General features: G+C 71.6%; 18 protein-coding genes. 8 read left to right on the top strand and 10 right to left on the bottom strand.

Features of this window, described 5'->3' with window-relative positions; translation table 11 throughout:
• Nucleotides 1–77 precede the first annotated feature (77 nt).
• Nucleotides 78–2,819, bottom strand: a complete 2,742-nt coding sequence (locus Dsi01nite_RS24965; protein ID WP_203848671.1) for an alpha/beta fold hydrolase — start codon at nucleotides 2,817–2,819, stop codon at nucleotides 78–80.
• A 114-nt stretch (nucleotides 2,820–2,933) separates the two neighbouring features.
• Here Dsi01nite_RS24965 and Dsi01nite_RS24960 point away from each other — a divergent pair, with 114 nt between their 5' ends.
• A complete protein-coding gene (locus Dsi01nite_RS24960) occupies nucleotides 2,934–5,162 on the top strand; it encodes an AAA family ATPase (protein ID WP_203848670.1) in 2,229 nt (742 codons plus the stop codon).
• 76 nt (nucleotides 5,163–5,238) lie between these two features.
• Here the strand turns inward: Dsi01nite_RS24960 and Dsi01nite_RS24955 are convergent, their stop codons facing one another.
• A complete protein-coding gene (locus Dsi01nite_RS24955) occupies nucleotides 5,239–5,661 on the bottom strand; it encodes a DUF3263 domain-containing protein (RefSeq protein WP_203848669.1) in 423 nt (140 codons plus the stop codon).
• 107 nt (nucleotides 5,662–5,768) lie between these two features.
• On the bottom strand, nucleotides 5,769–6,554 hold the full coding sequence (locus tag Dsi01nite_RS24950; RefSeq protein WP_203848668.1) for a DeoR/GlpR family DNA-binding transcription regulator: 786 nt from the start codon (nucleotides 6,552–6,554) through the stop codon (nucleotides 5,769–5,771).
• Nucleotides 6,555–6,740: 186 nt separating this feature from the next.
• On the opposite strand from Dsi01nite_RS24950, the gene Dsi01nite_RS24945 reads away from it, so the two are divergent.
• On the top strand, nucleotides 6,741–7,682 hold the full coding sequence (locus Dsi01nite_RS24945) for an ROK family protein (RefSeq protein ID WP_203848667.1): 942 nt from the start codon (nucleotides 6,741–6,743) through the stop codon (nucleotides 7,680–7,682).
• On the top strand, nucleotides 7,679–8,785 hold the full coding sequence (nagA, locus tag Dsi01nite_RS24940; RefSeq protein WP_203848666.1) for an N-acetylglucosamine-6-phosphate deacetylase: 1,107 nt from the start codon (nucleotides 7,679–7,681) through the stop codon (nucleotides 8,783–8,785). Before Dsi01nite_RS24945 ends, nagA begins: the two co-directional genes overlap by 4 nt.
• Before the next feature lie 57 nt (nucleotides 8,786–8,842).
• On the opposite strand, the gene Dsi01nite_RS24935 is transcribed toward nagA, so the two are convergent.
• The 3 genes from Dsi01nite_RS24935 to Dsi01nite_RS24925 form a co-directional block, all read right to left on the bottom strand.
• Nucleotides 8,843–9,526 (bottom strand): phosphatase PAP2 family protein, encoded by a 684-nt coding sequence (locus tag Dsi01nite_RS24935; RefSeq protein ID WP_203848665.1) that lies wholly within the window; start codon nucleotides 9,524–9,526, stop codon nucleotides 8,843–8,845.
• Nucleotides 9,527–9,580: 54 nt separating this feature from the next.
• Nucleotides 9,581–10,768 (bottom strand): trypsin-like serine peptidase, encoded by a 1,188-nt coding sequence (locus Dsi01nite_RS24930; RefSeq protein ID WP_239136146.1) that lies wholly within the window; start codon nucleotides 10,766–10,768, stop codon nucleotides 9,581–9,583.
• Nucleotides 10,769–10,898: 130 nt separating this feature from the next.
• The gene (locus tag Dsi01nite_RS24925; RefSeq protein ID WP_239136145.1) at nucleotides 10,899–12,722 is read right to left on the bottom strand and encodes a potassium channel family protein; all 1,824 of its coding nucleotides are present in this window, start codon (nucleotides 12,720–12,722) and stop codon (nucleotides 10,899–10,901) included.
• Between the two features lie 124 nt (nucleotides 12,723–12,846).
• Here Dsi01nite_RS24925 and Dsi01nite_RS24920 point away from each other — a divergent pair, with 124 nt between their 5' ends.
• Nucleotides 12,847–13,983, top strand: coding sequence for a hypothetical protein (locus tag Dsi01nite_RS24920; protein WP_203848663.1), 1,137 nt, complete (start codon nucleotides 12,847–12,849; stop codon nucleotides 13,981–13,983).
• Between the two features lie 48 nt (nucleotides 13,984–14,031).
• Here Dsi01nite_RS24920 and Dsi01nite_RS24915 read toward each other — a convergent pair whose 3' ends face one another.
• A complete protein-coding gene (locus Dsi01nite_RS24915; RefSeq protein ID WP_203848662.1) occupies nucleotides 14,032–14,388 on the bottom strand; it encodes a hypothetical protein in 357 nt (118 codons plus the stop codon).
• A gap of 19 nt (nucleotides 14,389–14,407) precedes the next feature.
• Nucleotides 14,408–15,409 (bottom strand): fatty acid desaturase family protein, encoded by a 1,002-nt coding sequence (locus Dsi01nite_RS24910; protein WP_203848661.1) that lies wholly within the window; start codon nucleotides 15,407–15,409, stop codon nucleotides 14,408–14,410.
• A gap of 100 nt (nucleotides 15,410–15,509) precedes the next feature.
• On the opposite strand from Dsi01nite_RS24910, the gene Dsi01nite_RS24905 reads away from it, so the two are divergent.
• Nucleotides 15,510–16,463, top strand: coding sequence for a lactonase family protein (locus Dsi01nite_RS24905; protein WP_203848660.1), 954 nt, complete (start codon nucleotides 15,510–15,512; stop codon nucleotides 16,461–16,463).
• A gap of 5 nt (nucleotides 16,464–16,468) precedes the next feature.
• Here Dsi01nite_RS24905 and Dsi01nite_RS24900 read toward each other — a convergent pair whose 3' ends face one another.
• Complete coding sequence (locus tag Dsi01nite_RS24900; RefSeq protein ID WP_203848659.1) at nucleotides 16,469–16,711, bottom strand: hypothetical protein; 243 nt, start codon at nucleotides 16,709–16,711, stop codon at nucleotides 16,469–16,471.
• A 112-nt stretch (nucleotides 16,712–16,823) separates the two neighbouring features.
• Here Dsi01nite_RS24900 and Dsi01nite_RS24895 point away from each other — a divergent pair, with 112 nt between their 5' ends.
• Nucleotides 16,824–17,111: an MmyB family transcriptional regulator gene (locus Dsi01nite_RS24895; protein WP_239136144.1), complete on the top strand. Its 288-nt coding sequence runs from the start codon at nucleotides 16,824–16,826 to the stop codon at nucleotides 17,109–17,111.
• Between the two features lie 340 nt (nucleotides 17,112–17,451).
• Complete coding sequence (locus Dsi01nite_RS24890; RefSeq protein ID WP_239136143.1) at nucleotides 17,452–23,256, top strand: ThuA domain-containing protein; 5,805 nt, start codon at nucleotides 17,452–17,454, stop codon at nucleotides 23,254–23,256.
• Nucleotides 23,257–23,503: 247 nt separating this feature from the next.
• Here Dsi01nite_RS24890 and Dsi01nite_RS24885 read toward each other — a convergent pair whose 3' ends face one another.
• Nucleotides 23,504–24,637, bottom strand: a complete 1,134-nt coding sequence (locus Dsi01nite_RS24885; RefSeq protein WP_203848656.1) for a DMT family transporter — start codon at nucleotides 24,635–24,637, stop codon at nucleotides 23,504–23,506.
• Between the two features lie 410 nt (nucleotides 24,638–25,047).
• Here Dsi01nite_RS24885 and Dsi01nite_RS24880 point away from each other — a divergent pair, with 410 nt between their 5' ends.
• On the top strand, nucleotides 25,048–26,055 hold the full coding sequence (locus tag Dsi01nite_RS24880; RefSeq protein WP_203848655.1) for a hypothetical protein: 1,008 nt from the start codon (nucleotides 25,048–25,050) through the stop codon (nucleotides 26,053–26,055).
• Nucleotides 26,056–26,295 lie beyond the last annotated feature (240 nt).

Genomic DNA, 26,295 nt, shown 5'->3' with positions numbered 1-26,295 from the left:
TGCGTCCTCACTCCGCTCCGGGCGCATGCCCTGACACTGAACTCCTGATGACCGGCCCGAGACGCTCCGCTGGCCGGTCATGACCGCTCCCCGCTGGCCTTGGTGTCGCCGCCGACCAACGACAGGAACGCGTCTTCGAGCCGCCGCCGCGGTGTCACCCGGTCGATCCCGATGCCGGCCCGCACGAGCGCGGCGACGACCTCGGACCTGGGCACGCCGTCGATGTCGACGACCAGGCCGCTGCCGCCGGACCAGGCGACCGAGCGGACCCCTTCGAGCTCCTCGAGGACCTTCTCGGCGGCGTCCACGTCGGACACGTCGAGCTGGACGGTCGGGGAGTCGCCGACGATGTCGTCGACCTTGCCGGCCGCGACGACCTCACCCCGGTGCATGACGACGACGTCGGTGCACGTCTGCTCGACCTCGGCGAGGAGGTGGCTGGAGACCAGGACGGCCCGGCCGCCGGTCGCGTACCGGCGCAGCACCTTGCGCATCTCGGCGATCTGCGGCGGGTCGAGGCCGTCGGTGGGTTCGTCGAGGACGAGCAGCTCCGGCAGGCCGAGCATGGCCTGCGCGATGGCCAGGCGCTGGCGCATGCCGTGGCTGTAGGTCTTCACCCGCCGGTTCACGGCCGTGCCGAGGCCCGCGATCTCGAACGCCTCGTCGAAGTGGGCGTCCTCGGTGGGGCGGCCGGTCGCGGCCCAGTACAGGCGCAGATTCTGCAGACCGGTCAGGTGTGGCAGGAAGCCCGGCCCCTCGACCAGCGCGCCGACCCTGGACAGCACCGGCGCACCGGGCAGGAGCTGGTGGCCGAAGACGAGGATCTCGCCCTGGGTCGGCCGGGTCAGCCCCATCAGGACCCGCAGCGACGTCGTCTTGCCGGCGCCGTTGGGGCCGAGGAGGCCGACGACCTGGCCGCGCTGGACGGTGAAGTCGACCTTCGCGACGGCGACGAAGTCCCCGTACGTCTTGCGCAGCCCCCGCACGACGAGGGGCGTGTCGGCGAGGTCGGCGTCGACGCGGCGTTCGATGCGCCGGCCCCGGGCCCGGGCGATCAGGATCGTGACGGTGAGCCCGATCGCGATGAGCGCGACGAGCGCGGCGAGGACGTATCGCCAGATGACGTCCGGGTTGGCGATCGGCGTGCCGGCGACGTTCGGCAGTGTCAGCGTCCCGTCGGCGGCGACCTGGTAGACGACCGGGTCCACCGGCGAGGAGTAGGCGGTGTCGGCGGAGGCGATCGTGATCCGCACCCGGCTGCCCGCCTCGAAGCGGTGCACGACGGCGGGCAGGGTCACGGTGACCGGCCGCGCGTCCGCGATGCTCGTGGGCAGCCCGGTCAGCCGCACCGGCGCGATCAGCCCGTCCGGGATCGACGGGGCGCCCTTCGCGGGCACGTCGTAGAGCTTGACGAAGAGCACCGCCTCACCCGTCGGCGACGCGGCCCGGATGCGCACGGTCGGCGCGCCCGCCACGTCGAGCTTCGCGGGCAGCGGCTCGGAGGTGTAGTCGGCGTGCTGCCCGTCGATCTCGGCGGAGACGCCGGCGCCGAGCAGGCTCGCGATGTTGGCGATCGGCAGCGAGGAGATCGCCGCCGGGTTGCCGTTGGGCGGGTTGGCGATGTCCTGCGGCCCGCCGGTGAGCGCCACACCGGCGGTGGACGTGCCGGCGACGCCCGGATACGTGTCCAGCGACGAGGCCGCCGTGACCAGCCCGCGGCCCTGGGCGTTGAGGCCGGACACCCGCGAGTAGGTGAAGCTGTTCTCCGGCGCCTTGCCGTTGCCCTTGACGTAGTGGTCGAGCCACTGCGCCGTCAGGAACCGCAGCCGGTCGACCTCGGACTGCGGGCCGGTGCCGCCGTCGTGGCCGCCGGTGAACCAGGCGACCCGCACCGGCGTGCCGGCGGCGGCGATGCCACGGGCGTTGGCGTCGCCCTCGCTCAGCGGGAACAGGGTGTCGACCTGCCCCTGGATGAGCAGCGTCGGCGCCTTGATCCGGTCCAGGACCGGCGCCGGGCTGGACCGCCGCAGCAGGGCGATCGCGTCCTCGTCGGCCTTGCCGGTGGTGGCGATGTCGAGGTAGGCGTTGCAGATGTCCCGGGCGAACCGCCCACACTGCGCGTCGCCGGTGGGTGTCCGTTGCGGCGCGGCATTCAGCAGGTCGGTCGTCGCGCTGCCGGAGCCGAAGAACAGGCCGGCCCACTGCTTCTTGAACACCCCGGCCGCGGGGCCCTGGCCGGTCGACTCGGGCAGGAAGACCCGGGACAGGTCGTTCCAGGTGATCATTGGGACGATCGCGTCGACCCGCTGGTCCTGCGCGGCGAGCAGCAGCGCCAGCGCGCCGCCGTAGGAGCCGCCGACCGCGGCCACGCGCGGGTCGCCGGCCGCGTCGGTCTGGATGTCCGGGCGGGCGGCGAGCCAGTCGAGCAGCCGGGCCGCGTCCTTGACCTCCCAGTCGGGGCTGTTGACGTGGATCTCACCGGTCGAGCGGCCGAAGCCCTGCGCGGTCCAGGTGAGCACCGCGTAGCCGAGGTCGGCGAAGTCCTCGGCGTCGGACTTCACGCTCTGCTTGGTGCCGCCGAAGCCGTGCGCGAGCAGGATCGCCGGTTTCCGGCCGCTCTTCTTGGGCAGGTACAGCGTCGTGTCGAGGGTCACCTCGGTCGCGTCGTCGGGGCCGGTGCGCACGGTGATGCGCTGCTCCTCGGTGCGGAACGTGGCGGGCGAGGGGATGACCGCCCAGCCGACCAGGCCGACCAGCAGCAGGGTGACCACCGACCCGGCGATGACCCTGCGCCGGTTGAGACGCGGTAAGAGACGCATCGGCCAAACGTACGCAACCGATGTTGCCGCCTGACGCATTCCTCAGCCCCTTCTCAGCAAGCGGCCGCCTCAGGCGCCCTTTCCGGCAAGCGGTCTGGTTATACGCTCGGTCCCGTGTCCGCGACGTTGACGCTCACCGCCAGCCTGCGCCCAGCGGCGCTGGACGCCCGCCGTGGCGTGGTCCGGCTCCACCCCGAGGTGCTCGCCGCGCTGGGGCTGCGCGCCGGTGACCCGATCCTGCTCACCGGCCGGCGCGGGTCGGCCGGGATCGCCGCGGTCGCCGAGGCCACCGCCAGCCGCGCCCTGCTCTACGCCGACGACCTGCTGCTGGGCAACCTGGGCCTGCGCGACGGCGGCCAGGTGACGGTGTCCGCCGCGCCGTTGCGGGCGGCGGCGACGGTGACCCTGGCCGGACCGGCGCAGATCGCCGCGGTCGTGTCCCCGGAGATGCTGCGGCTGGCGCTGCTCGGCAAGGTCGTCACCGTCGGCGACAACGTGTCGCTGCTGCCGCAGGACGTGTCGCTGACCTCGCTGGACCCCGGCGTCTTCGAGGCGGCCAGGCGCAGCCTGTCCAACACCGTCGGATACGCCTGGACCAGTGCCCTGCTCACCGTCGTGGCCGCCGACCCCGACCCGGGCGCGCTGGTCACCATGGACACCGCGGTCGGCTGGCAGCACGGACACGCCACGCACGCCCCGGGCAGTGTGATCACCACGACCGGCTGGCAGCACGCCCCGGGCAGTGTGATCACCACGCCCGCTGTCGAGGAGAGCGCACCGTCGCTGGACGACCTTCCCGGGCTGCGCGCGCAGGCGGAGCAGCTGATCGAGCTGCTCGACCTCGGCTTCCACCACGGCGACGTCCTGGCGAAGCTCGGCACCACGGTGTCGCTGGGGGTGCTGGTGACCGGCCCCGCCGGCTCCGGCAAGTCCGACCTCGTCCACGTCGTCGCGACCAGCGTGCAGGCCCGGGTCGTGCCGCTGTGGGCCCCGGAGCTCGCGGCGCTCACCAACAACGACGCCGCCGCCAGGCTCCGCAAGGCCGCCGGCGAGGTGCGCGCGCCCGGCCCGGCGATCCTGCTGGTCGCCGACGTCGAGGCCCTCGCCCCGCGCGACCAGCCCGGCCCCCTGTCGACCGTGTTCCGCCAGCTGATCGGCGAGCTCGTCCGCGAGGGCGAGGCCGTCGTGTGCACCACCAGCCGCCCCGAGTCCGTCGACCCCGCCCTGCACTCCCCCGGCCTGCTGGCGCACGAGATCGCGGTCCCGCTCCCCGACGCCGCCCGGCGCCGCGAACAGCTCACCGTCCTCACCCGCGGCATGCCCCTCGACGACGGCGTCCAGCTCGACGAGGTCGCCGCCCGCACCCCGGGCTTCGTCGCCGCGGACCTGGCCGCGTTGGCCCGCGAGGCCGGTGTGCGGGCAGCGCTGCGCCACCGCCGCGAAGCCGAGCCGCCTAGCGTGCTGATGGCCGACTTCGAAGCCGCCCTGGAGGTCGTGCGTCCCACCTCGATGGCCGAGTCCTCCCTGGAGCTGGCCAAGGTGACCCTCGACGACGTCGGCGACATGGTCGAGGTGAAGCAGACCCTCACCGAGTCCGTCCTGTGGCCGCTGTCCTACCCGGACGCCTTCTCCCGCCTCGGCGTCGAGCCGCCGCGTGGCGTCCTGCTCTACGGCCCGCCCGGCTGCGGCAAGACCTTCCTGGTCAAGGCGATCGCCGGCACCGGCAAGGCCAACGTCCTGTCGGTCAAGGGCGCCGAGCTGCTGTCGAAGTGGGTCGGCGAGAGCGAGCGCGCCGTCCGCGAGCTGTTCCGCCGCGCCCGCGAGGCGGCGCCCACCCTTGTCTTCCTCGACGAGGTCGACGCTCTCGCCCCGACCCGCGGCCAGGCCACCGACGGCGGCACCACCGACCGGGTCGTGGCCGCCCTGCTCACCGAGCTCGACGGCGTCGAGTCCCTGCGCAATGTCGTCGTCATCGGCGCCACCAACCGCCCCGACCTGGTCGATCCGGCGCTGCTGCGCCCCGGCCGGCTCGAACGCCTCGTCTTCGTCCCGCCCCCGGACGCCGACGCCCGCGCCGAGATCCTCCGCGCCGCGTCGAAGTCCGTCCCCCTCGCCGCCGACGTCGACCTGAAAACCCTGGCGGCGAGCCTGGACCGGTTCTCGGCCGCGGACTGCACGGCCCTGATCCGCGAGTCGGCCCTGGCCGCGATGCGCGAGTCCCTGGAGGCCACCGAGGTCACCGCCGCCCACGTGGCCCTCGCCCGCGAACGCGTCCGCCCCTCGCTGGACCCGACCCAGGTCGCCTGGCTCGCCGCCTACGCCGAGCAGCAACAGTCCCGCTGACCCCTACTTCTCATGATCCGGAAGACCTTGTGTACCCCTCTGGGTGCACAAGGTCGTCCGGATCACGGAAGTCGGGTCAGCGGCGGCGGGACCTGGAGGCGCGCAGGCGGCGCAGGCGCTGGACGACGATCGGGTCGTGGGCCAGGGCCAGGGGATTGTCGAGCAGCGCGTTGAGCAGCTGGTAGTAGCGCGTCGCGGACAGGTTGAACGTGTCGCGGACGGCCTGCTCCTTGGAGCCCGCCTGGCGCCACCACTGCCGCTCGAAGTCCAGGATCTGCTTGCTCCGGTCGTCCAGGTCCGGCGGCTCCTCGGCCGCCGCGACGTCCAGCGCCGCGACGTCCGCCGCCTCGACATCCAACGCCTCGACGTCCAGCGCCTCGACGTCCAGCGCCTCGACGTCGTCGCCCGGGTCCACGGCCAGGTCGGTGTCGACGAAGTCGTCGGGGTCCTGGGACGGCTGCGTCGGGATACGAGCGGCGGCGAGGTCGTCGCGCTTCATCGTCGCTCCAAAGCTGCGATACGAAAGGCCGGAAGGCCGGAAAGGGCCGGCAAGGGGTCCGCCCAGCCTACCGGCGCGTCCCGGTGATCGCCCGCACCCGAGGAGGGCTACGCGGTCACGATCTTGACGCCGGCGGCGGTGAAGGCGGCCAGGGTCTCCGGCGTCGCGTTGAAGTCCGTGACCAGCGTGTCGATACGGTCGATCGGGCAGATGCGGGCGAACGCGTGGCCGCCGAGCTTGGAGCTGTCGGCGATGATGACGACCCGGCGGGCGCGGGCGACCATGAGGCTGTTCATCGCCGCCTCGCCCTCGTGGTGGGCGGCCGCGCCGAGGGTCACGTCCAGCGCGTCGACGCCGAGCAGGGCGATGTCCAGGGTGACGTCGCGCAGGATGTTGCCGCCGAGCGGGCCGACGAGCTCGAAGGACTGCGGGCGGACCACGCCACCGGTCACCACGATCTTCATGCGGGAGCGCACGAGCAGCTCGTTGGCGATGTTGAGCGCGTTGGTGACCACGGTGAGCTGGGCGTCGTCGACCCCGCCGGTCAGCTCGGGGCGCACGGCCAGGGCGCGGGCGACCTCGGTGGTCGTCGTGCCGCCGTTGAGGGCGACCACCATGCCCGGGGAGACCAGCGCGGCCGCCGCGGCGCCGATCCGCTGCTTCTCGGGGGCGTGCTTCGCCGTCTTGTACCGCAGCGGCAGGTCATACGAGACGCCGTTGGCGACCGCCCCGCCGCGGGTACGGGTGATCATCTGCTGCTGCGCGAGCTGGTCGAAGTCGCGGCGGATCGTCGCCTGCGAGACGTCGAGGCGTTCGGCCGCGTCCTCGACGCTGATCCGCCCGCTGTCGGTGAGGATCTCGAGGAGCGCGTTCCAGCGCGCATAGCGGTCCACGAAGCCCCTCCCTGCGCGTACGGTGCGAGATGTGTGCACAATAATGCGCGAAACTACGGGTAAACGCAAAGGCAACTGCTCGAACTAACCCGAGGGCTACGGTTGCCAGCCGGCGGAGGAGTGCGCAATGATGCGCGAACCCGCCCGGTTTCATGCCCTATCGATCAGCGCGAGGACGAGCTACACATGACGCAGACCGTGATCGCCCTCGATGTCGGGGGCACCGGGATCAAGTGTGCGCTGGTCGGCGCCGAAGGCGACACGACGGTGTTGCACGCCGAGCGGCACGCCACCGGCCGGGAGCGCGGACCCGAGGCGGTGATCGCGACGATCCTGGACATCGCCGAAGGCCTCGCCACCACCGCGCGCGCGAAGGGCCTCGAGCCGCGAGCCGCCGGCCTGGCCGTCCCCGGCGTGATCGACGAGCACAACGGGATCGCCGTCTGGGCCGCGAACGTCGGCTTCCGGGACGTGCCGCTCAAGGCCCTGCTGGAGGAGCGCCTCGGCCTGCCCGCCGCGCTGGGCCACGACGTGCGCGCCGGCGGGCTCGCCGAGGCACGGCTGGGCGCCGGCCGGGGCCACTCGTATGTGCTGGTCATTCCCATCGGCACCGGCATCGCCGCGGCCAACGTGGTCAACGGGCAGGTCTACACCGGCGCGCACGGTGCCGCGGGCGAGATCGGCCACATCGTGGTGCGCCCCGACGGACCGATGTGCGGCTGCGGTCAGCGCGGCTGCCTCGAGTCGATCGCCTCCGCGTCGGCGGTCGGTCGCCGGTACGGCGAGCGGGCCGGCCGCCCCGCCACCGCCGAAGAGGTCGCCCGGCTCGCCGCGCTCGGCGACGAGACAGCGGTCGCCGTGTGGCAGGAGACGATCGACGCCCTCGCCGACGGCCTGATGACCGGCATCGCGCTGTTCGACCCGGCGGTCATCGTCCTCGGCGGCGGGCTCGCCGAGGCCGGCGAGGCATTGCTCGCCCCGTTGCGGGCAGGGGTCCATGCGCGCGTGACGTTCCACCGCGAGCCGACCATCACCCGCGCCGCGCTCGGCGACGAGGCCGGCTGCCTCGGCGCCGCCCTGCTCGCACTGGACAGCCTGCACGACAACAGCACAGGAGGAACGCGATGACGGTGGTGTCCGGCGTACGGGTGATCGCGGGTGACCGCGTGATCGAGGACGGCTTCGTGCGGATCGAGGGTGACCGCATCGCCGAGGTCGGTCCGGCCGAGCCGGGTGCCGACCGGTCCACCGTCGTGCCCGGGTTCGTCGACATCCACGTCCACGGCGGCGGTGGCGCCACCTTCACGACCGGCGATCCGGACGCCGCCCGCACCGCGGCCGCGTACCACCTCCGCCACGGCACGACCACGCTGCTGGCGAGTCTCGTCACCTCGCCCCCGGACCTGATGCTGTCGGCCACGAAGGCCTTCGCGCCACTGGTCACCGAGGGTGTGCTGGCCGGCGTGCACTTCGAGGGGCCGTACCTGTCGCAGGCCCGCTGCGGCGCGCAGAACCCGGCGTTCCTGCGCCACCCGTCCCTCGACGAGCTCACCGCCCTCATCGACGCCGGCGACGGCGCCGTGCGCATGGTCACCGTCGCCCCGGAGCTGCCCGGCGCGCTCGACGCGATCAAGCTGCTCGTCTCCCGCGGCGTCGTGGCCGCCATCGGCCACACCGACGCCACCTGGGAGGAGACCCTCGCGGGCGTCGAGGCCGGCGCGACGGTCGGCACCCACGTCTTCAACGGCATGCGCCCGCCGCACCACCGCCAGCCCGGCCCGGTCTTCGCGCTGCTCGGCGCCGCCCCGATCACCTGCGAGTTCGTCGCGGACGGGGTGCACCTGCACGACGGCACCCTCGCCTTCGCGGTCTCCGTCACCGGCCCGGCCCGCGCCGCCCTCATCACCGACGCGATGGCCGCCGCCGGCATGCCCGACGGCGAGTACGACCTCGGCGGCCAGGGCGTCGCGGTCGCCGACGGCGTGGCCCGCCTGACCCGCGACGGCTCGATCGCCGGCAGCACCCTCACCATGGACGCCGCCTTCCGCCGCGCGGCCGGCGCCGGCCTGTCCCTCGTGGACGCCGCCCGGATGGCCTCGACCACCCCGGCCGCCGCGATCGGCCTCGGCGACGAGCTCGGCACCCTGCGCCCCGGCCTGCGCGCCGACCTCGTCGTCCTCGACGAGTCCCTTCACGTCGCCCGCGTGATGCGCGCCGGCACCTGGCTCTAGCGACTCAGGTTGACCTTGGAGACTTTGTCTTGCCAGGACGAGACAAAGTCTCCAAGGTCAATATGCGATCGGGCCGGACCAGCCGCGGGTCGTGAACCAGGACGGCAGGGGGATGGCGTTCCAGGGGACGCGTTGCAGGACGCGGTCCAGGACGATGCCGAGGCAGATGGCGGCGAGGCCGTCGGTGACCCAGTGGAAGCTCAGGTACGTCGTGGTGAACAGCACGACGGCCGGGGCGCCGTAGCGGATGACGCGCAGCTGGCCGGGGCGCAGGAGACCGCCGAGGAGGATGGCGAGCACGCCGTACCAGACGATCGCGTTGACCACGTGTCCCGAGGGGTATGACATCCCGGTCGGCACGTGGAACAGGTACTCGGGGTGGACGACCTTGTGATCACTGGCCGCGGTGCGGTCGGTCCACAGCTTCAGCGGGCCGATCGTCAGGTACGTGATGGCGTAGCCGGCGATGACCGGCAAGGCGGGGCGCACGGAGTGGGTGCGCCAGCCGACGTACACCGCGGTCAGCACGGCCAGGGGGGTGAGGACCTGGCCGCCCTGGCCGAGGTAGTTGAAGACGCGGGCGGTCCAGTAGGCCCAGGTAGGGCGGTGCGCGTCGACCAGGTCGCGGACGGCGAGGTCGACGGACAGCAGCGGGGTGCGCAGCGCGAGGGCGACCGTGATCGCGGCGAAGAGTGCCAGGAGCACCAGGTCGAACCACAGGGCCGGGCGCACGTTCCGCATGCCGGAAAACCTACCCGACGGCGCGAAACGGACCCGGCCCTGAACACGAGACCTCTACAGAAGATTCCTGATGTCCGCGGCGATGTGGTCCATGCGGACGCCGGAGTTGGGGCAGCCGCCGAAGTGGTGCAGGGCGATGACCTTGTTGGTGCGGCGGGAGATGACCGGCGAGCCGGAGGAGCCGCCGTCGGTGTCGCAGTAGTACGACATGTCGGTGTCGACGTCGTAGCCGTCGTAGGCGGGGTTGGCGACGGCGCAGTTGCCGCTGCGCTCGCTGGTGTCGTGGGTGGTGATGACGGTCGGCATGCCGCGGGGGTGCTGCGGGATGTACAGCTCCTCGCCGCGGACCGGGGCACGGTCGTCCAGCTGCAGGTAGCCGAAGCGGGAGATCGCGTCGAAGTTGCGGACCGTGAACAGGGTGTAGTCGAGGACGTCGTCGGTGGAGAGGACCTGGTCGGCCATGACCTTGGTGGGGCGCAGGGTGGCGCCGCCGCCGCACTGGGCGCACTCGTAGTTGAACCAGACCTCGGTGTTGCGGGCCTCGCGGGTGGTGGTGAAGCAGTGGGCGTTGGTCATCATGCGGTTGTTCGCGCCGAGGCGCCAGGCGGTGCACAGCTCGACGCCGTTGATGAGGATGCGGGCGACGGGCCTGGCGTTGGCGTACGCGATGGGATCGCTCGACTTGTAACAGACGGCGTCCTGCTTCTCGTCGCGGCCGCAGATGCTCTCCTCGTGCCGGGCGGCGGCCGCGGCGGCCTTGCGCTTGGCCTCGGCGTCGGCGCGTTCCGTGGGCGTCTGGCCGCGGGCGACCCGGTCGACGGTGACGCCGAGGCCGTCGAGCTTCGACCGGATGCCCAGCGGGTCCTTCTCGGCCCGCTCGACGGTGACCGTGGCCGACTCGCCGGAGACCGACATCGTCCAGTTGTCCGCGTCGCGCAGCTGCTCGCCGCTGTACCGGTGGACCTCGGTGCCGCTCGCGTCGGCGACCTTGACCGTGTCTCCCGGGTCGAGCTGGAGCCGGGAGAAGTGCACCTTCACGTAGTCGGCGCCGGGGTAACGGAACGTCGAGGTGCGTTCGACGCTGCCGCCCGTGATCGCCTCGAGGACCCCTGACGGCTCGGGTGCGGGCTCCTCGTGCGCGGGCGCCGCGAACGCGGTCGCCGGCGGGCGCGCGGGGACGAACGACGTCGCGGCCGCGACACCTGCCCCGGCGAGTGCGACGACGGCGCACACCCCGGTCACCAGCAAAACCCTACGGCGCATGAGCGCATTCCTCCCGATGGTCCGCATGAAGGGACCGCCCGGACTGTTAGGGGTAAATCGGGCGATCCGCCCCATTCAACGACGGATCCCTGGGTGAGGAGGCGGGAACTCAGGGAGTTGGGTCGACCGTGCCGCCGGTCTGAGCCAAAAGGTTGCCCAGGCCCAGCCGGGTCGCTACCACGATGAGCAGGTCCCCTTCGCACAGCACGTAGCTGGCCGGGGGTCCCCAGACGGTCTGCCGGCCGCCGCCGGTGGTGACCGCGAGGACCCGGACCTCGCCGACGTCCTCCGCCGCCGCGACCTGGCCACCGTCGAGGTCGGAGGCCGCGACGACCGGCACCTCGGCCAGCAACAGTACCCGGCGGTCGACGGGGATCGTGCCGATCACCTCGCGTTCCAGCAGCGCGGCCGCGAAGGCCGGCGCGGCGAGGTACGAGACACTGCGCGACGCGGTGATGCCGAACGCCCGCTGCACCCGGTCGGCGAAGGCACCGTCGAAGAGCCGCAGCACGACCCGCAGGTCCGGCTTGAGCTCGCGGCTTTCGAGGGCCGCCTCCAGGTTGGCCTGGTCGTCGGTGGAGACCACGACGAGGGCCCGGCTGGTGTCGACGGACGCGGCCCGCAGCGTGGCGATCCGGCTGGCGTCGCCGACGATGAACGGCACGCCGCGGTCCCGGGCGGACTGGGCGCCGCGGGCGTTCTCGTTGCGGTCGATGACGACCACCGGCACGCCCAGGTCGACGAACGCGTGCATGACCCGGGTGCCGACGTTGCCGAGGCCGACGAGCACCACGTGGTCGGACAGCGGCTCGCGCAGCCGGCCGAGCGCGATCGCCAGCTTCGCGTTCACGACCGCCTCGACGACCGCGGCGGTGATGACCGGGATCAACGCGATGCTGACCAGGCTGAGCAGGACCGTGACCACCTTCTCGGGCCAGCGCGCCTGCAGGTCGGGCCCGGCGCCGACGAGCTCGGACAGCAGCGTCACGTAGGCCGCGTCCCACCAGGAGATCTGTTTGTAGTGCGCGATGATGGCGGTGCCGACGGCGAGCAGACCGAGCATGATCATCGCGGTGGTCCACAGCCGGCGGCCGACCAGGCCCCGGTAGGCCCGGAAGGGGTTGCGCAGCCAGCGCCAGCGGCGGGGCCGGCGACGCACCGGCGCGTTGTCCGGGCCGTCCTCGCGGGGCATGACGGTGCTGACCCGCTCACCGGTCGCGACGGCGAGGACGAGGTCGGCGGCGCCCTGGTCGGCGGGCAGCAGCGTGGGTTCGTGGTCCTCGGCGGTCACCGCCAGGCCGCAGATCACGTCCTCGGCGCGGACCTCGGAGCGGCGGGCGACGAAGAGGGTGCGGCGCGCGACCCGCACGTGGACCGGCGCGACCTCGCCCAGCGCCTCCGACACGAACGCGGGCGCCGCCATCTGTGCGTCGGACAGCACCCGGGCGTCGGCGAAGTGGCGGCGGAGGCTGTAGCCGAGGCGCAGGTTGAACATCCGGATGACGAGCCGGAGCCCGGGATTGATCTCCTGGGCCTGCAACGCGGCGTCGAGGTTGCCGATGTCGTCCTGCCTGACCAGCGCGAGCGCGTCGGCGCCGGCCAGGTCGGCGCGCTGGAAGGCGTCGCCGTCGGCGTGGTCCGCCTCGACGATCCGCCCGCCGCTGTTGCGCACCAGGCGGGCGATCTCGGGTCCGTGCCGGCGGTTGACGCTGGGCAGGATCGCGGTGACGTGCACCCCGTACTGGTTGACCAGCTCCTCGATCAGGCGATACGCGAGGGGGTCGTCACCCCAGACGACGATCTGTTTCGTGGCGGCCGTCCGGGGCGGCCGGCTCGGGTCGACGGCGGGTCCGAGCCGCCACGGACGGGTGATCGCCTGAGGGCGGGGCAGCCCGCTGCGGAGCCGACGCATCAACCAGGATTCGGACTCCACGGGACGATCCTAACGATGATCACCAACGCCCGATGACCCGTCCGATCGACAACTGCCGCGTCACTTTGTCCGGGTTGGTCGTTGAACTGACGATCGGATTTGTCGACCAGATTGGTTTACGAGGATGAACACGTGGTTTCGCCGGGCGGTCGGTACCGTCGGTTTGGCCGGGGGCATGTTGCTGCTCGGTGCCGGTGCCGCACATGCCGATGACGCCTCGCTGGTACCCGGCCAGCTGGACGATCTCTTCTCGCCCGCCGGGGGTCCCAACAACCAGTCGTTGCAGCTCGAGGCACACGGCTCGCGCATCGACACGAGTGCGGCCAGCAGCTCGCAGGCGGGTCGCCGCACCACCACGACGCAGATGGGGAGCCAGCAACTTCCCAACGTGCTGGACATGATCCCGACGGAGATGCTGGGCCTGCCCCGCACCACGTCGAGCAAGGTCTCCAACATCTCGGCGGTGCCGGGCCGGACCCTGCCGACCAACGCCCTGCCGACCAACGCCCTGCCGGCCGAGGGCTCCGTCGCCGCGCTGCCGCTGGTCGGTTCGCTGCAGCAGTTCGGCCTGCCGGGCATGACCGGGATGCCGGTCGACGCCGGCGACACGCTGCGGGGCACGTCGATCGCCGACACCCGCACCGCGTTCCCGAACGTCGGCACCGAGGCCACGAGCCTGCCGGTGGGCAACACCGCGGGTGGCGGCCTGCCGCTCGTCGGCGGTGCCGGCGGGGCGGGTGGCGGCCTGCCGCTCGTCGGGGGTCTCGCCGGCGGCACGGGTGGCCTGCCGCTGGTCGGCGGCCTGCCGGTGCAGGGCACGCTCAAGCCGGTCGACGACTTCGCCATCCCGGTCGGCGCCAAGGGCCAGCGCTCGGGCAACCAGCGGGTGCAGCGGATCCAGGGCACCGAGGCGGCCGGTGGCCTGCCGCTCGTGGGTGACCTCCCGCTCGGCGGCAGTGACGTGCTGAAGAACGACTCGGTCACCGGCGTCCCGGTGATCGGCGGCGTCGGCCCGACCCCCGGCGTCAGCACCACCGCGGTCGCGAACCGCTTCGTGCCGACCACGGGCGCCCTGCCGCAGGCGGCGAGCCAGCTGCCGCTGGTGACCGAGAAGACCTACGCGCCGAAGCACTCGACGGCGTACAGCCCGCGGCACTCCGCCACGGAGGAGGCGCTGCCGGTCGTCGGCGGGCTTCCCCTGCTCAACGGCATCGCGGGCGGCAACCTCCCGCTCGTCGGCGGGCTGCTCGGCGGTCGCTGACCCTTCGTGAAAAGGCCGGCCCCTGCGCGGGGCCGGCCTTTCGCATGTTCACGGGAGCTGCAGCCGGGTGTAGGTCAACGCCACGAGCAGGGCCGGTCCGGCGAGGGCCGCGAGGGTGCCGGCAAGCGGGGCGGGCCGCAGCCATCCCACGGTCATCCGCAGCAGCGCCCACGACAGGACCAGGCACAGCGACAGCACGATCACGCCCACGATCGCGGCCACCTTCAGGATGAAGGTGTCGCCCTCTTCGTCGCAGAAGAGGTCGCCCGGATTGCAGGTGTCGGAGAAGGTCAGGTTGGAGTAGTACCAGACCACCGCGACGATCCACCCGACCGCGTATGCCGCGTACCAGCCGAGCATGATTTTCCAGCCCCTGCGGTACCGCTCCCCCGTGCCAAGATCCATGGACGTCACCGTAGCGGCGCTACTTGCGCAGCGGTGCCCCCGCGGCGTGCAGGTGGCGCAGCGCCTGCGAGTACGAGTCGACGAACGACGCGGACAGGTACGAGACGCCGATCTCCGCGCAGTACTTCTCCACGATCGGCTGGGCCTTGCGCAGGTTCGGGGTCGGCATGTTGGGGAACAGGTGGTGCTCGATCTGGTAGTTCAGGCCGCCGAGCAGCACGTCGACCCAGACCCCGCCCCGCACGTTGCGGGAGGTCAGGACCTGCTTGCGCAAGTAGTCCAGCTCGTCCTCACCGGTGAGGGTGGGCATGCCCTTGTGGTTCGGCGCGAACGTCATGCCCAGGTACAGGCCGAAGAGCCCCTGGTGCACGGCGATGAACGCGACCGCCACGCCCGGCGACAGCAGCGCGAACACGGCGACCAGGTAGAGCACGAAGTGCCCGTACAACAGGAAACCTTCGAGTTTCGAACGCTTGATCTTGCCGATCGCCCGGGCACTGGCCACGTGCAGGTTGAACCCCTCCAGCAGCAGCAGGGGGAAGAACAGCAGCGCCTGCCAGCCGCCGATGAGCCGGGCCAGGCCCTTGGCCTCGTTCGCCTGCCGCGTCGACCAGACCAGGATGTCCGGCGCCACGTCCGGGTCGTGCTCCTCGTGGTTGGGGTTGGCGTGGTGGCGGGTGTGCTTGTTCATCCACCAGCCGTAGCTCATCCCGATGCCGAGGTTGCCCACCAGCATGCCGATGACCTCCGAGGCGCGCCGCCCGCGGAACACCTGCTTGTGCGCGAGGTCGTGCGCCACCAGGGCGACCTGGGCGTACGCGATGGCGAGGACCGCCCCGACCAGCAGCGCCCACCACGACGATCCGGTGAGTGCCAGGGCCGCCCACCCGCCGACGTACAGGGCCGCGACCAGGGTGAACCGGATGGCGTAGTACCCGGGCCTGCGGTCGAGCAGACCGGCCGCACGGATGTGTTTGGACAACGTCGTGAAGTCGGACGTGCGGTCGGCCAGGATCGTCATGTGTCCAGCGTCTCGGCCCTGCGCGGATACAGCGAGCCGGGCAGCCCCGCTGTTTGTGGTAGGGCTGGCCCTACCATCGGGGACCGTTAGGGTGGGTGGGGTGCCAGTGCTCATCGGCTCCTACGCCGACCAGATCTCGATCTTCGACGACGATTTCAAGCCCGCGGGTCCACCGATCCGCGCCTCCTCGCCGTCCTACCTCGCCGCGGGCCCGACCGGTGTGATCTACACGGTCGCCGAGCTCGACGAGGGTCACGTCGCCGCGTTCCGGCCCGACGGCACCCCGCTGGGCTCGCTGCCGACCGGTGGCGCCTCCCCGTGCCACCTGGCCGTCACCGACGGGTTCGTCCTGTCCGCCAACTACCAGGGCGGCAGCGTCTCCGTGTTCGCCCTCGACCCCGACGGCGGCCTGGCGGCCCGCACCGACCTGGTGCAACACGCCGGCCACAGCGTCCACCCCGTCCGGCAGTCCGCTCCGCACGCCCACCAGGTGACGGTCCGCGATGCCATGGTGTACGTGGTCGACCTCGGCCTGGACGAGATCATCCACTACCGGTTGACGCCCGGCGGCACCCTCGAACGCCGGCGCGCCACGAGCACGACCCCGCTGGGCAGCGGCCCGCGGCACCTCGCGCTGCACCCGGACGGCCGGGTCCTCGTCGCCAACGAGCTCTCCTCGACCGTCGCCACCCTGGGCCCGGACTTCGACGTCCTCGACGTCCAGCCGTCCGTGCTGGTCCCGCCCGCGGGCGACAACTTCCCCAGCGAGCTGCTCATCTCCCCGGACGGCACGCGGCTCTACGTCGCCAACCGCGGCAACGACACCATCACCACGTTCGCGGTGCACCCGGCCGGCCTTTCGCCCCTCGACGAGGTGTCGACGGGCGGCACCTGGCCGCGCCACTTCACCCTGATCGACGGCGCCCTCGTCGTGGCCAACCAGCACTCCGACACCGTCACGCTGCTGGAGCTGGACCCGGACACCGGTGTGCCCCAGCCCGGCCGGGTCGTCCTGGAGCACCCGTCACCGAGCATGGTCCTGCACCTGCCCTGAGCGGGTCAGGCGCTCTCCTCCCGCACCACCGTCGGCTCGGCGTCGAACGCCATCGCGTCGAGGGCGGCCCGCAGCCTGGGCAGGTCGCCCTCGGCCAGCTGGAACGACGCCCGGCAGATCTTGTCCACCCACAGCGAGACGACCACGGTGCCGCGCATCGGGTGACAGGTCACCCGCATGGTGCGGTCATCGCCCCGCACGTCTTCGAACACGTCGCCCGACTTGGGCAGCGCCACAAGCTCACCCATACACCCCATGCTGCGGTACTGAACGCTCGTTCTTCAACCCTTGCGTCCCCTTCTCCCCCACGCACTCATCCGCGCGGCCGTCCGCCACCCCGCCACGCGCACCGCACCCACGTTGGTCGATACCCGCAGTTCAGGCCGGGCGGCGGGGGACGAGCAGGGCAGCGGTGGTGGCGAGCAGGCCCGCGGCGCACAGGGTGGCGTCGGTGATCGCGGCCGGTTGAAGATCTTCCGGCACGCCGGCCTCGGCGATCTGCGGCTGGCCACGCAGAGCATGCAGCTGGCCGGCACCCCCGAGCTACGGATGATCGTCTACACCCCGGCCGACGCACCGACGGCGACGGCACTGGCCACCCTCGACACCCCGCTGACCGGCTGCGAAAAGCACCGCACAACCGACTGACGCCGGTTGCGAAAAGCACCGCGCAACCACCGGGCGCCGGCCGCGAAAGCGCCGTACAACCACCTGGAGCTGGCTGGCGAAATGCCACCAGGCAATCAGCTGACCGGCACAAACCATCGCGGAACCGGTCGACCGGTTTCGAAAACCACGGCGAAACCGTATGACCACCAGACGACCCTTCCGCGCGGCGGCCCTCGCGGCTAGTTTGTTAGGTAACACAACGAACCACCGCGAAGACCGGACGACTCCTCGGCGGGAGAACCCCGGTTTTTATCCGCACACCGGTTTTCGGCGAACCGTTGCGCGCAGCGACCTGTGTCCACCCCGCACAAGGAGCTCCGTGTTCACCACCCGCCAGCGCGCGTCACGCGCGCTACTCAGCCTTGCCTCCATATCCCTCATCGCCACCGCGGCCGTCGCCCTTCCGGCCGTCGCCGCACAAGCCGCCCCGGTCCAGGCCCCCGTCCAGGCTCCGGTGCAGAACCAGGCCGTCGAACCGTTCGACGTCCTCGTCTTCTCCAAGACGGCGGGCTTCCGCCACGACGCCATCCCCGCCGGGATCGCCGCCATCCAGCAACTCGGCGCCGCCAACGGCTTCACCGTCGACACAACCGAGGACGCCGGCGCCTTCACCGACGCCAACCTCGCAAAATATGAAGTTGTCGTCTGGCTGTCCACCACCGGCGACGTGCTCGACGCCGACCAGCAGGGCGCGTTCGAGCGGTACATCAAGGCCGGCGGCGGTTACGCCGGTGTGCACGCCGCGAGCGACACCGAATACGACTGGCCGTGGTACGGCGAGCTCGTCGGCGCCTACTTCACCAGCCACCCGGCGCAGCAGCAGGCGACCATCAAGGTCGAGGACCCGGCGCATCCGTCCACGAAGGACCTGCCGGACCGGTGGAGCCGCTACGACGAGTGGTACAACTTCCGCGCCAACCCCCGCGGCAAGGTGCACGTCCTGGCCAGCCTGGACGAGAGCAGCTACACGCCCGGGACCGGTGCCATGGGCGCCGACCACCCGTTCGCGTGGTGCCGCGACTACGACGGCGGGCGCTCCTGGTACACGGGCGCCGGCCACACCCAGGAGTCCTACACCGACCCGCTGTTCCTCGGGCACCTGCTCGGCGGCATCGAGACCGCCGCGGGCGTGCTCAAGTCCGACTGCAGCGCCACGCTGACCAGCGGCTTCGAGAAGACCACGCTGGACAGCAACACCAACAACCCGATGGAGCTCGCGGTCGCGCCCGACGGGCGGGTCTTCTACATCGAGCGCGACGGGCGGGTCCAGATCGTCAAGCCGGACACGCACACCACCGTCACCGCCGCGACCGTCCCGGTCTTCACCGGTAACGAGGACGGGCTGCTCGGCATCACGCTCGACCCGGGTTTCGCGCAGAACCACTGGGTGTACCTGTATTACGCACCCAACGGCGGCGGACCCCGCAACGTCCTGAGCCGGTTCACGGCGGTCGGTGACACGATCGACCTGAGCAGCGAGAAGCAGGTCCTGCAGGTCGACACCCAGCGCAACACGTGCTGCCACGCCGGCGGCACGATGACGTTCGACAGCGCCGGCAACCTGTACCTCGCCACCGGTGACAACACCAACCCGTTCGAGTCCGACGGTTACGCGCCGATCGACGAGCGGGCCGGCCGGCAGGACTACGACGCGCAGCGCAGCGCCGGCAACACCAACGACCTGCGTGGCAAGGTCATCCGGATCAAGCCGCAGGCCGACGGCACGTACACGATCCCGTCGGGCAACCTGTTCCCGGTCGGCACCGCGAAGACCCGTCCCGAGATCTTCGCGATGGGCTTCCGCAACCCGTTCCGCATCGGCGTCGACCCGAAGACGAACACGCTCTACGTCGGTGACTACGGCCCGGACGCCGCGCAGGCGAACGCGAACCGCGGCCCCGGCAACACCGTCGAGTGGAACATCGTCGGGCAGCCCGGCAACTACGGCTGGCCGTACTGCACCGGCGCGAACGTGCCCTACCGCGACTGGACGTTCCCGTCCGGCCCGGCCGGACCGGCGTTCGACTGCGCCGCACCGGTCAACAACTCGCCCAACAACACCGGCCTGACGAACCTGCCGCCGGTCATCGCCGCCACTGTCGACTACGACTACGACGGCAACCCGCGCTTCCCCGAGATCGGTGGCGGTGGCGCACCCATGGGCGGCCCCGTCTACCGGTACAACGCGGACTCCACCTCGGAGAGGAAGTGGCCGCAGTACTACGACGGCAAGGCCATCTTCGGCGAGTGGAACCAGAACAAGCTCTACACGATGCAGGTCAGCGCCGACGGTAAGTCCCTTGTGGACATCAACCAGGCGTTGGTCGGCATGAGCACGATCCGCCCGATGGACATGGAGTTCGGCCCCGACGGCGCGCTCTACCTCATCGAGTGGGGCACCGGCTTCGGCGGCAACAACGACGACTCCGGCGTCTACCGCATCGACTACATCGCCGGTGACCGGGCCCCGATCGCGCAGGCCGCGGCCAACCCGACCAGCGGCCCCGCCCCGCTCGCCGTGCAGTTCTCGAGCGCCGGGTCCCGTGACCCGGACGGGCAGACGATCACCTTCGCCTGGTCGTTCGGTGACGGGGGTACGTCCAGCGACCCGAACCCGTCGCACACGTACACCAGCAACGGCAACTTCACCGCCCAGCTGACCGTCACCGACTCGGAGGGGCGCAGCGCCACGGCGAACGTGCCCGTCACGGTCGGCAACACCGCGCCGAAGGTCACCATCACGCTGCCGCCCGACGGTGGCTTCTACCAGTGGGGCGACCAGGTCGCGTTCACGGTGACCGTGACCGACCCCGAGGACGGCCCGGTCGACTGCTCGAAGGTCCAGGTCCAGTACCTGCTGGGCCACGACGAGCACGCCCACCCGCTCAACCAGTACACCGGCTGCAGCGGCACGGTCCAGACCTCCCTGGCCAGTGGGCACGGCGCCGACGCCGACGTCTTCGCCGTCATCGAGGCCTCCTATGTGGACGGTGGTGGCGCCGGTGGCGCCGGGCCGCTCACCGGGCGGTCGCTGGTCCAGTTGCAGCCCAAGCGCAAGCAGGCCGAGTACTTCGCGGCCACCGGGCGGGTGCCGGGCTCGACCGCCGGCGGCGACCCGGGCGTGCGGACGGAGACGACCGGGGACCCGCAGGGTGGGTTCCAGAACATCGGCTTCGTCGAGGAGGGCGACTGGTTCTCCTTCGCGCCGGCCAACCTCACCGGCATCAGCCAGCTGAAGATCCGCGCCGCCAGCAACAACGCCACCGGCGGCACGATCCAGATCCGCACCGGCGCACTGGACGGCCCGATCGTCGGGTCCGTCGCGGTCCCGGGCACGGGCGGCTGGCAGACCTATGTGGACCTGACGGTGGACGTCACCGCCAGCACCAGCTCCGGCCCGCTGTACTTCATCGCCACCGGTTCCGGAGCCGGCTACAACATCAACTGGGTCGACTTCATCGGCAAGGGCGTGACGGACAACGCGCCGCCGGTGGTCACCGCGACCGCCACCCCGCCGACCGGGACGGCGCCGTTCACCGTGGCGTTCACCGGCTCGGCGACCGACGCCGAGGGCGACACGCCGCTGACCTACGCGTGGGACTTCGGCGACGGCGGCACGGCCACGACGGCCAACGCCAGCCACACCTACACGGCCGCGGGGAACTTCATCGCGACGCTGACCGTCACCGACGCCCGCGGGGCGAAGGGGTACAGCAGCGTGGCCGTGAAGGCCGAGGCGGCGAACACGTCGTGCTTCGGCGCGAAGTCCGACGACTTCCTCGGATCCGCGTTGGACCGTGCGAAGTGGACGGTCGTCCGGGAGAACCAGACGTTCTCCGTCGGCGGCGGATCGCTGATCCTGCCGACCATGGCCGGCGACCTGTACGGCAGCCGCAACGACGCCACCAACCTGGTGCTGCAGCCGGCACCCAGTGGCACGTGGCAGGCCACCACGAAGATCACCCTGCCGACGACGGCGAACTACCAGCAGGCCGGTCTCATCGTCTACGGCGATGACGACAACTACGCCAAGGTCGACGTGCTCTACAGCGGCTCCCGGCGGATCGAGTTCATCCGCGAGAGCGCCGGCACGCCGCGCAACGAGGCTGCCGACGCGACCGCTGGCCCGGCGGGCGACACGTACTACGTGCGGATCGCCTCCGACGGCACCAACCTGACCGCGTCCTACTCGGCGGACGGCACCACGTTCGTCCCGGTCGGCCGGTCGGCGGCGCTCGCCGGCATCGCCAACCCGAAGATCGGTCTGTTCGCGCTGAACGGCGGCACCACCGCGCCGGTCGTCAACGCGAGCTTCGACTACTTCCAGCTGGCGCCGGACGAGGTCGCGAGTGTCGACCCGAACGACGAGTTCACCGGGTCCGCATTGGACCACTGCCGGTGGAACGCGATCGTGCGGGAGGACTCCACGAAGTACCGCGTCGCCAACGGTGTCCTGCAGGTCGACGTCCCCAACGGCGACATCTACGGCGCGGGCAACACCAACCCGACGAACTTCATCCTGCAGAAGGCACCCACCGGTGACTTCACGCTCGACACGAAGGTCGACGGCTCGCAGTTCAACGAGCAGTACCAGCAGGGCGGCCTGATCGTCTACGGCGATGACGACAACTACGTCAAGCTCGACTTCGTCGCCGACAACCAGCCCGGCCAGGCGGTCACGCGGCGGCTCGAGTTCCGCAGCGAGATCGGCGGGGTCGTGCAGAACCCGCAGCCCGGCGCGAGCAACCTGACCGGCTCGGTCTGGTACCTGCGCCTGGTCAAGGCCGGCAACGTCTACACCGCCTCGTACTCGGCGGACGGCGTCACCTACACCGCGTTCGAGACCCTCACCAACGCGGCGGTGGCGACCGGGACCAAGGTCGGTCTGTACACCCTCGGCGCCGGACAGACGGCGTCGAAGCCGGCGGCGTTCGACTACTTCCACCTCAGCACCGCCGTGGTGGACACGACCGCGCCGACGGTGACGTCCACCGTCTCCTCGGACGTCCCACCGACGGCCGGCTGGTACACCGGCCCGGTCACCGTGACCCTCGCGGCGACCGACAACGCGGGCGGCTCGGGCGTCGACAAGGTCGAATACCAGCTCGACGCCGACAGCACCTGGACGGCCTACACCGCTCCGATCGCGGTCAGCGGCGACGGCACGCACACCGTCAAGGCGCGGGCAACGGACAAGGCGGGCAACGTCTCGACCGTCCAGACCACCACCGTGAAGATCGACGCGACCGCGCCGGTCACCACGGCGGCGTTCGCGCCGGCCACCGACGCCGGCTGGCACAACGGCGCCACCCCGGTGACGCTCGCCGCCACCGACGCCGGCGCCGGCGTGTCCAAGGTGGAGTGGTCGCTGGACGGCGGCCCGTGGACGGCGTACACGACGCCGGTCAACGTGACCGGCAACGGCCAGCACGAGCTGCTCTACAAGGCCACCGACGCGGCCGGCAACGTCGAGACGCTCAAGTCGGCCATCCTGAAGATCGACGGCACCGCGCCGACGGTCATCGTCGCCGGCCTCGCCGACGGCCAGCTCTACGGCGACAGCCAGGACGTCCGCGTCACCTGGCAGGCCATCGACCCGGTCTCCGGCATCAGGTCGGTCACCGGTTCGCTGGACGGCGGCGCCTACCAGACCGGCACCCTGCAGGCCATGTACGAGCTCGACCTCGGCATGCACGAGCTGGTCGTCGTCGGCACCGACAACGCCGGCAACGCCACCACCAGCACCGTGCGGTTCTTCGTCACCACCTCGTTCCGGGACATGCAGAACCTGCTGGACCGGTTCAAGGCGACGAGCCGGCTGACGAACAAGGCGTACACCCAGCTGTCGGACCAGCTCGCCAAGGCCCGCAAGGCCGAGGCGAACGGCAACGACACCAAGGCCCTGAAGGAGCTCAAAGCCTTCCGGGACCTGCTGACCACCAAGCTCGTGCCCGAGGCCGAGGTCCGCGACACGTTGACCCGTGACGCGGACGCGATGACGGTGCGGCTCGGTGGGACGCCTCCCAACAACGCCGGTGTGAAAGCCAACGCCGGCAAGTCACTGAAGGGCACCGGCCGGCTCGACGAGGACCCGAACCGGTTGAAGAAGAACGGCAAACTGTGAAGTTCGTTTTCGCTCTGCTCGCGTTCGTGGTGCTGGGCCTCGCGCCCGGCACCGCCTACGCGGACGTTCCCGGCGACCTCAAGCTTGAGGTCGCCGGGGACGGCGCCGAGGGGGTGACCGTCCGCGCGTTCAGCGCGGACGGCCGCCCGGCCGAGGGTGACCTCCGGCTGGTGCTGACCGCGTCCGCGGCCGGCGGCCGGACGATCGGCCCCCTGCAGCTCAACGCCGCGGCGGAGGGCCGCGGCTTCTACGCCTCGGGTCCGGTCCTCTCACCGGGCACGTGGACCGTCGTGGTCACCGGCCCGGGTGCGAGCCCGGTCAAGGCCACGTCGGTGGTGGAGTCGCGCCCCGCGCAGTCACCGCCACCGCCGTCGGCAAGGGCCGCTCCGCCCGCCCCGGCGGACTCCTCCCGCCTCTGGTGGTGGGGGCTCGCCGCAGCGGTCGCGGCGGGGGCCTTCGCGGTCACCGCCGTGGTGCGGCTGCGCCGAGCTCCCTGACCCTCGGTCAGGCTGAGGGTCACGACCGCCGACAGCAACAACCCCGCGCCGGCCGCTGACCACCCGGTCAGCGGCTCGTGCAGGACCAGGACGCCGAGCGCCACCGCGGCGAGCGGCTCGACCAGGGCCACGACCGATGCGGTCGTGGCCCTGACCACTGTCAGGCCCGCGAAGAACAGCGCGTAGGCCAGGGCGGTCGGCACCGCGCCGAGGAACGCCAGCAGCCCGGCCGTCACCCCGATCCCGCCGCGCGTGGGCAGCAGCCCCTCCATCAGGGCGAGCGGCAGCAGCACCACCGTGCCGACCGCGAAACCGCCGAGCGCCGAGTCGTACGGGTCGTCCTTCGCCGCCCGGTTGAGCAGCGTGACGGCGGCGTATCCGGCCGCGGACACCAGTGCCACCGCGAGGCCCTCGATCGGGTGTCCCCCACCGCCGTCCTGGTTGACGTCGCTGGTCAGCAGCACCAGGCCGGCGAGGGAAACGGCCACGGTCGCGGCGCCGGTCCGGCCGAGCCGCTCGCCGAGGAACACCCGCGCGCCGAGGGTGACCAGCACCGGCCCGGAGCCGAGGACGACGACGGTGGCGACGGCGACGCCGGCGAGGTCGATCGCCACGTAGTACGCCGTCTGGTAGAGCGCCATCCCGAGCCCGTTGACGACCATCCACGTCTTGGTCGGCTTGCTGAGGCGGGCTTTTCTGAGGGGGCGCATGGCCGCGAGCAGCAGGAGGCCACCGAGGTACCGCCAGAAGGTGACCGCGATCGGGCCGAGCCCGCTGTGGTCGTACAGGACGGCGGCGACGAACCCGCCGACGCCCCATGAAGCGGCCGCGAACGCGATGAAGAACAGTCCCCGCCCGACGGGCAGAGAATGGTTATGTCCCATTTGTACTTGACTCCCGAATTGTCGTGAGAATGCCGACCTTCACGAAACGCGGGCAGCCGTCACCGGCACCGGACCCTTGTCATCGGTGCGGTTTCCGGGGTCGTTCGCCTGCCCGCTAGCGGATGGGCGGCGAGAGCACGACACGCAAGCACATGTGGCGCAGGCTAGCGATCACCCGCCGGCAGGACACCTGAATTACCGTTCACGATCACGTTCTGGTGACAAGTCCCCGACAGCAACCTGATGATCATCACCGTCCGCCACCACGTCACCCCTGCTGACCGGCACTTTTCCAGGTGGCCGTGACAATTCGTGTCCGGCTTTTCATCGAATTGTCACCCTTCGATGGGTCGACCGGCCCAGCGCACGACCATTACGCTGTAGCGACACGCACAGCCGGAGGTCGTCCCGTGGCTCTTTCCGCACCCGCCACGCACGGGTCATCCACAGGCGAGGGCCTGCCCTGGACCCTCGACGGCGGCAGGGGCATCCTCGGCCTCGACCCCATCACCGGCGCCCTCGCCGTGTGGGCCGCACTGATGGGTGTCATCGTCCTGTTCATCCTCTTCGCCGCGATCCTGTCCCGGTGGAGCCTGCACCGCATCAACCGGGCCGAGCGCCGCGCCGAGGTCGCCGAGGCCGACGCCAGCCTCAGCCCCGCCGAGCGCGCCCGCCTCCGCGTCGAGGCCGGCGAGCTGATCCGCCAGGCCGCCGCGACCGCCACCGCCGCCAAGCGCGCCCAGATCGAGGTCGTCGAGGCCCAGGCCCGCGCCCTCGCCGCGCAGCAGGCCCGCGAGGTCGCGTGGACCACGTTCGACGTCGCCCAGAAGGCCTACGAGGAGGCCCTGCGCATCGCCGCGGCCGTCGACCCTTCCGAGCCGACCGACGCGGAAGAGGAAGACAAGCGCGAGGTGTCCCGGGCCGCCCTCGCCGCCTTCAAGCGCGGCGACATCACCGTCGACGCCCTCGAGTCCGTCTTCAAGGGCGCCTCCGGCTGGGACCAGCTGCACGAGCTGCAGGCCCGCGAGATCGAGCTGCGCCGCTCCGCGGAGAGCCGGGCCCGCCGCCTCTACGACGCGGCCGCCGCAGCCGAGCGCACCGCCGTCAAGGCCGCGGACGTGGCGGTCGTCGCCGCCCACGCCCTCGCCGAGGAGGCCGCCGGGGTCGCCGAGGAGGCCGCCGAGCTGCGCGACACGCTCGACGCCGCCCGCCAGTCGGCCATCGTCGCCTCCACGATCTCCCGCAAGAAGCGCCGCGTCCCACAGCAGCGCGCGAAGAACACCCGCGCCGTCGAGACGAGCCGCCCCGGCCTCGACATCACGGTCACCCCCGTCGACGCCGACCGCACCCAGGACATCCGCGCCGTCCTCGACTCGATCCCGGCCAACAGCAAGACCTCGCTCACCGAAGCCGCCTGACCCCCTGCCCCTGCGGGCGAAGCCGCCCCGCGACGTCCGGCCCTGCGAACATTCGCCGCACACGGCGAGGGGCTCGTGGTTCCGCCCGTGGTGCGACCGGGGGAACACGCGTGATCCGGAAGACTTCTTGCCGCCCGCGCGACCACCCGGCTCTTCGATCACGCGCGCAAGATCCTTCGATCGTGGTGCGGGTCGCGCTCGCGCGCCGATCTGGGTGTTTTGTCCACAGCGCCTGATCCA

Source organism: Dactylosporangium siamense (assembly GCF_016862795.1).
Lineage (GTDB): Bacteria > Actinomycetota > Actinomycetes > Mycobacteriales > Micromonosporaceae > Dactylosporangium > Dactylosporangium siamense.
Note: the sequence above shows the minus strand (reverse complement) of the source record. Positions and strands in the feature narration are given on the sequence as shown.